At 64.2% G+C, this 5,040-nt stretch carries 2 protein-coding genes and 1 pseudogene; all 3 read left to right on the top strand.

All coding sequences use genetic code 11. From position 1 onward, the window contains the following. Window positions 1-1,034 (top strand): annotated as a pseudogene (locus tag AADJ04_RS17575) (penicillin-binding protein 1C); the annotation flags it as partial. 240 nt (window positions 1,035-1,274) lie between these two features. After that, window positions 1,275-3,560 carry a diguanylate cyclase gene (locus tag AADJ04_RS17570; RefSeq protein ID WP_288485933.1) on the top strand — a complete coding sequence of 762 codons (2,286 nt, stop codon included), beginning with the start codon at window positions 1,275-1,277 and terminating at the stop codon, window positions 3,558-3,560. A gap of 212 nt (window positions 3,561-3,772) precedes the next feature. Continuing rightward, window positions 3,773-4,939 (top strand): alpha-hydroxy acid oxidase, encoded by a 1,167-nt coding sequence (locus AADJ04_RS17565; RefSeq protein WP_341240406.1) that lies wholly within the window; start codon window positions 3,773-3,775, stop codon window positions 4,937-4,939. The last annotated feature ends 101 nt before the right edge of the window (window positions 4,940-5,040 follow it).

Raw genomic sequence — 5,040 nt, 5'->3', positions numbered from 1 at the left:
CGCCGGATGCCTGTCAGCAGCAGTGGTGGGTGCTTGGGCTGGCGGTGCGCGGAAACGGTGAGTACTGTGGCTACATGCTGGCCCTGGGCAGCGCCGAGGTGCCTTTGGTGCACCTGACCAATGCCTTCCGGTCGCTGGCCAACGGCGGGCGCTTCAGCCCGGTGGTGGTGTTGCCGACGCAAGCCCGCCCGGCGTTCACCCCGGCGCTGGATGCGCGCGCTGCTTTCATCGTGGGCGACATCCTGTCAGATGGCAACGCTCGCGCCCGCACCTTTGGCACCGACAGCGTGCTGGCCACCCGCTTCTGGTCGGCCGTGAAAACCGGCACCAGCAAGGACATGCGCGACAACTGGGCGGTGGGCTGGTCCGAACGCTACACCGTGGGCGTGTGGGTGGGCAATGCCAGCGGCGCTGCGATGCACGATGTGAGCGGCACCAGCGGCGCAGCGCCGGTGTGGGCTGCGGTGATGGGCTTTTTGCACACCCGCGAGCCCAGTCGCCTGCCACGCCCGCCGCAGGGGCTGGTGCTGTGGCCCGTGCGTTTTGGGCCTGCGGGGGGCGATGGCGACAGCGCCACGGCGTCACTCCCGCTGGAGGCTGCGCGCACCGAGTGGTTTGTGCCAGGCACGCAGCAGTCTGTGTTTGCTATCAATAACGTAGCTGGTGGCGCTTTTCCTGTAAGCGCTGGAGGCCAAAAACGTTCAAAACCCGCAGAACCCCAGGCTGACCTGGGGCCTGCGCGCATCCTGATGCCGGTTCACGGCACGGTCATCGCGCTGGACCCGGACATTCCGCCCCAGTCCCAGCGCTTGCGGCTGCAGGCCGCCGACCTTGCAGCCCCCCGCCTGGCATGGCGCATGGACGGCAAGCCCCTGGGCCGGGGGGCTGTGCTGGAGTGGCTGCCCTGGCCGGGCCGACACACGCTGGAGCTGGTGGACGCCCAGGGGCAGGTGCTGGACACGGTGCGTTTTGAAGTGCGCGGTGCCGGGGTAGCGCCGGGGGCCTTCCCCGGCACCGCCTCAAAGCCCCGATGAGGCCGGTGACCCGTCGGTTATTTCCCATGATGCCGTTGTGGCGATCACTACAATGGAGCGCAATTCTTGTGCGTCCGTTGTCCATACATGCCTATCCCCCCGCGCATTTCACGCCACGGCGGCGCTGAAATCCACCGCGACGTCCCCTTAGCAGCCGCTTCACGGCCCAGTCTGGGGCCTGGCCGTCGTTCTGTGGGCAGTGTGCGGGCCCGTGGTCCCGGCTTCGATCAATAGCCACGCATGTCTGCCGTCCGTTCCCTTCTGTCTCAGCGGTTTCTCTGGATGGCCTTGCTGCTGTCCCTCGGGATCGGCGCATTGTCAGTGCGTGCTCTGTGGACGTTGCGCAACGACGAATGGACCTACGCTCTCAAAGCCAACACCAACCTGGTGGGCACGCTGGCGCATTCGCTGGAGTGGACGCTGGACTCGGTGGACCAGTCTCTGATCACGGTGGTGGAGGGGATTGAGAGCGCGGGCGAGTTGTCCCCTTCAGCCCGTATGCGCGATCGCCTGCGGGAAGTCGTTCGCTTTGAAAGCGTGGTGCGCCTGCATGCGTTGGGCAATGTGGTGGTGATCAATGCCCAGGGCGATGTGATTCTGGATTCTGGCTCGCAGGAGCCTCGCAAGGCCAACGTTGCCGACCGGGATTATTTCCTGGCGTTCAAGGAGCGGGGGCATGAGGGCCTGTTTGTGGGCCGGCCGGTGCCCTCCCGCATTACCGGGGTCATGTCGCTGCCCCTGGCGCGCGGCTTTCGCACACCCCAGGGCGAGTTTGGCGGCATTGTGCTGGGTGCTGTGCGGCTGAGCTACTTCAACGAGCTGTTTGCCTCGGTGGATCTGGGCGAGAGCAGCGGCGTCAATCTGTTTCGTAACGATGGTGTCATCGTTTCGCGCTTTCCCTATGGTGACGCGGACGTGGGCAAGAGCATTGCGGGCACGCCCAACATGATCCGTTTTCAGCAGGAGAAAGAAGGCAGCTTTGTGGGGCGTGCGGCGCTGGATGGGGTGGAGCGTTCGTATTCCTTCAAGCAGGTGGGGCGCTTTCCGCTGATCCTGAATGTGGCCCAGGCCAAGGCCACCATTTTCAAGAAGTGGAACCGCTCGGCTTGGGGGCTGGGGCTGTTCACTTTCGCGCTCATGCTGGCGTCCATGGCGCTGGCCGTGCTCTTCACACGCGAGCTGCAGCGCCGCCAGGCGGTGAGTGCGCAACTGCAGCGCGCCGAGCGCGACATGAGCAACATCTTGCACAGCATCCCTTCGCTGGTCGGCTCGTGGGATGTGAACCTCTACAACCGCTTTGGCAACCAGGCCCACGAGACCTGGTTTGGCGTGCCGCTCGAAAAGCTGCACGGAATGCACATGCGCGATCTGCTGGGGCCCAAACGCTTCCAGCAAACAGAACAGCTGCTGGCCAAAGCCCTGGAGGGCGAGGTGCAGGTGTTTGAAACCAGGTTTACGGATGCCCAGGGAATTCCGCGGCACCTGATTGTTTCGTGCACCCCCGAGCGCGATGGGGACAAGGTACTGGGCCTGTTCGTGCAGGGCACCGACATCAGCGAGCGCAAGCGCATGGAAGACCTGCTCTTTGAAGAAAAAGAGCTGATGCGCCTGACCCTGCAGTCCATTGGCGATGCCGTGGTGTGCTGCGACGCGCAGGGGCAAGTCACCTATCTGAACCCGGTGGCCCAGCGGCTCACCGGCTGGCAAGGATTTGATGCGGCTGGCTGCGATGTGGATGAAGTGATTCGCCTGGTTCCGTCGGAGGTGGGCGCTGATCTCAAGAGCCCGCTGCGCGCTGCCATGCGGGACGACCGTGCCTTGCCCCCCACACGCGGTGCGGTCTCCCATCGCACCACCCACCAGCGGTTTGATGTGGAACTTTCAGCCAGCCCGATTACCGATCGCCATGGCCATGTGACGGGCGCGGTGGCTGTGCTGCGCGATGTGACCCAGGCTGTGGCCATGCAGGCGCGTATGGCGCGGCTGGCCCATTACGACGTGCTGACCGACTTACCCAACCGCGTGTTGCTGCAAGACCGCGCCCAGCAGGCGATTGCCCAGGCCCAGCGTGAAGGCAAGTGCGTGGCGGTGGTGTACCTCGACCTCGATGGTTTTAAACAGGTCAACGACGCCATGGGCCACGACGTGGGCGACCAGCTGCTGGTGCAGTGGTCACGCCGCCTGCAGGCCGTGGTGCGGCAGACCGACACGGTGTGCCGCCAGGGCGGGGACGAGTTCGTTTTGCTGCTGCCAGCCATTGGCGGCGCCGAGCAGGCAGGCGTGGTGGCGCGCAAACTCATGCAGCAGTGCGTGGAGCCATTTGTGCTGCAGGGCGTGACCCTGTCGCTGGGGCTCAGCGGGGGCATCAGCCTGTACCCACAGCATGGCCAGAATCTGGACGAACTCACGCGCCATGCCGACGCTGCGATGTATGCCGCCAAGCAGGCCGGGCGCAACCAGATCCGCCAGTATCAAGGCCCCGCAACGCCGCCCAGTCTGGTGGTGCAGAAGGACGAACTGGCCTGAGGCCCTGAACGGGTGCGCGCAGCGCATGACGTTCCTTTCGCACCCGGTTGGCGGCGAGGATGGCTGGCCATGCGCTTCGCCAGCAATGGGCCGAGCACCGTGCCACGGCACGGAATGGAAATTTGTTGCAAGCCCGCGCAAATAATTTTGATGGTCTGGCGTTTTGCCAGGGCCTACCATGCGGCGCTGTATTTCAAGAACGGAGCGAGAGCGTGCCAGACCTGTCCAAAATCACCTGTATCGAAGACCTGCGCGTCATCGCCCAGCGCCGCGTGCCGCGCATGTTCTACGACTATGCAGACTCGGGTTCGTACACCGAGGGAACCTACCGCTCCAACGAATCCGACTTCCAGCGCATCAAGCTGCGCCAGCGCGTGGCGGTGAACATGGAAGGCCGTACCACCCGCACCACTATGGTGGGGCAGGACGTGGCCATGCCGGTGGCGATTGCGCCGACGGGCCTCACCGGCATGCAGCACGCCGATGGCGAAATCCTGGGCGCCAAGGCGGCCAAGGCGTTTGGCATTCCGTTCACGCTGTCCACCATGAGCATTTGCTCCATTGAGGACATTGCCGAGCACACGGGCCGCCACCCCTTCTGGTTCCAGGTGTACGTGATGCGCGACCGCGACTTCATCAACCGCCTCATCGACCGCGCCAAGGCCGCCAACTGCTCGGCGCTGCAGCTCACGCTGGATTTGCAGATCCTGGGCCAGCGCCACAAGGACATCAAGAACGGCCTCTCGGCCCCGCCCAAGCCCACCATCGCCAACCTCATCAACCTGGCCACCAAGCCGCGCTGGTGCCTGGGCATGCTGGGCACCAAGCGCCGCAGCTTCGGCAACATCGTGGGCCATGCCAAAGGGGTGGGCGATTTGTCATCGCTGTCGTCGTGGACGGCGGAGCAGTTCGACCCGCAGCTCAACTGGGGCGATGTGGAGTGGATCAAGAAACGCTGGGGCGGCAAGCTGATCTTGAAAGGCATCATGGACGCCGAAGACGCGCGCCTGGCCGTGAACAGCGGTGCCGATGCACTCATCGTGAGCAACCACGGCGGCCGCCAGCTCGATGGGGCGCCTTCCTCCATTGCTGCATTGCCTCACATTGCCGAAGCGGTGGGCAAGAACATCGAGGTGTGGATGGATGGCGGCATTCGCAGCGGGCAAGATGTGCTCAAAGCCCGTGCTTTGGGCGCGCAAGGCACGCTGATTGGACGCAGCTTTCTTTATGGCCTGGGTGCGTATGGCGAGGCGGGTGTGACCCGCGCCTTGCAGATCATCCAGAAGGAGCTGGACATCACCATGGCTTTCTGCGGCCATACCAACATCAACAACGTGGACCGCTCTGTACTGTTGCCGGGCACCATCCCCACGCTGTAACCCCGCTGTGCTGATGGCGCCCCGGTGAACAAAGCCCCGCAAATGCGCAATGCCAGTCAGTTAAGAGCTGACTGGCATTTTTTCGTTGGGAATTTGGAAGC

Origin of the sequence: uncultured Acidovorax sp. (genome assembly GCF_964021665.1) — a bacterium.
In the GTDB taxonomy this organism is placed as follows: Bacteria; Pseudomonadota; Gammaproteobacteria; order Burkholderiales; family Burkholderiaceae_C; genus Acidovorax; species Acidovorax temperans.
The sequence above is the reverse complement of the archived record's forward strand: the minus strand, read 5'-3'. Positions and strand labels throughout refer to the sequence as shown.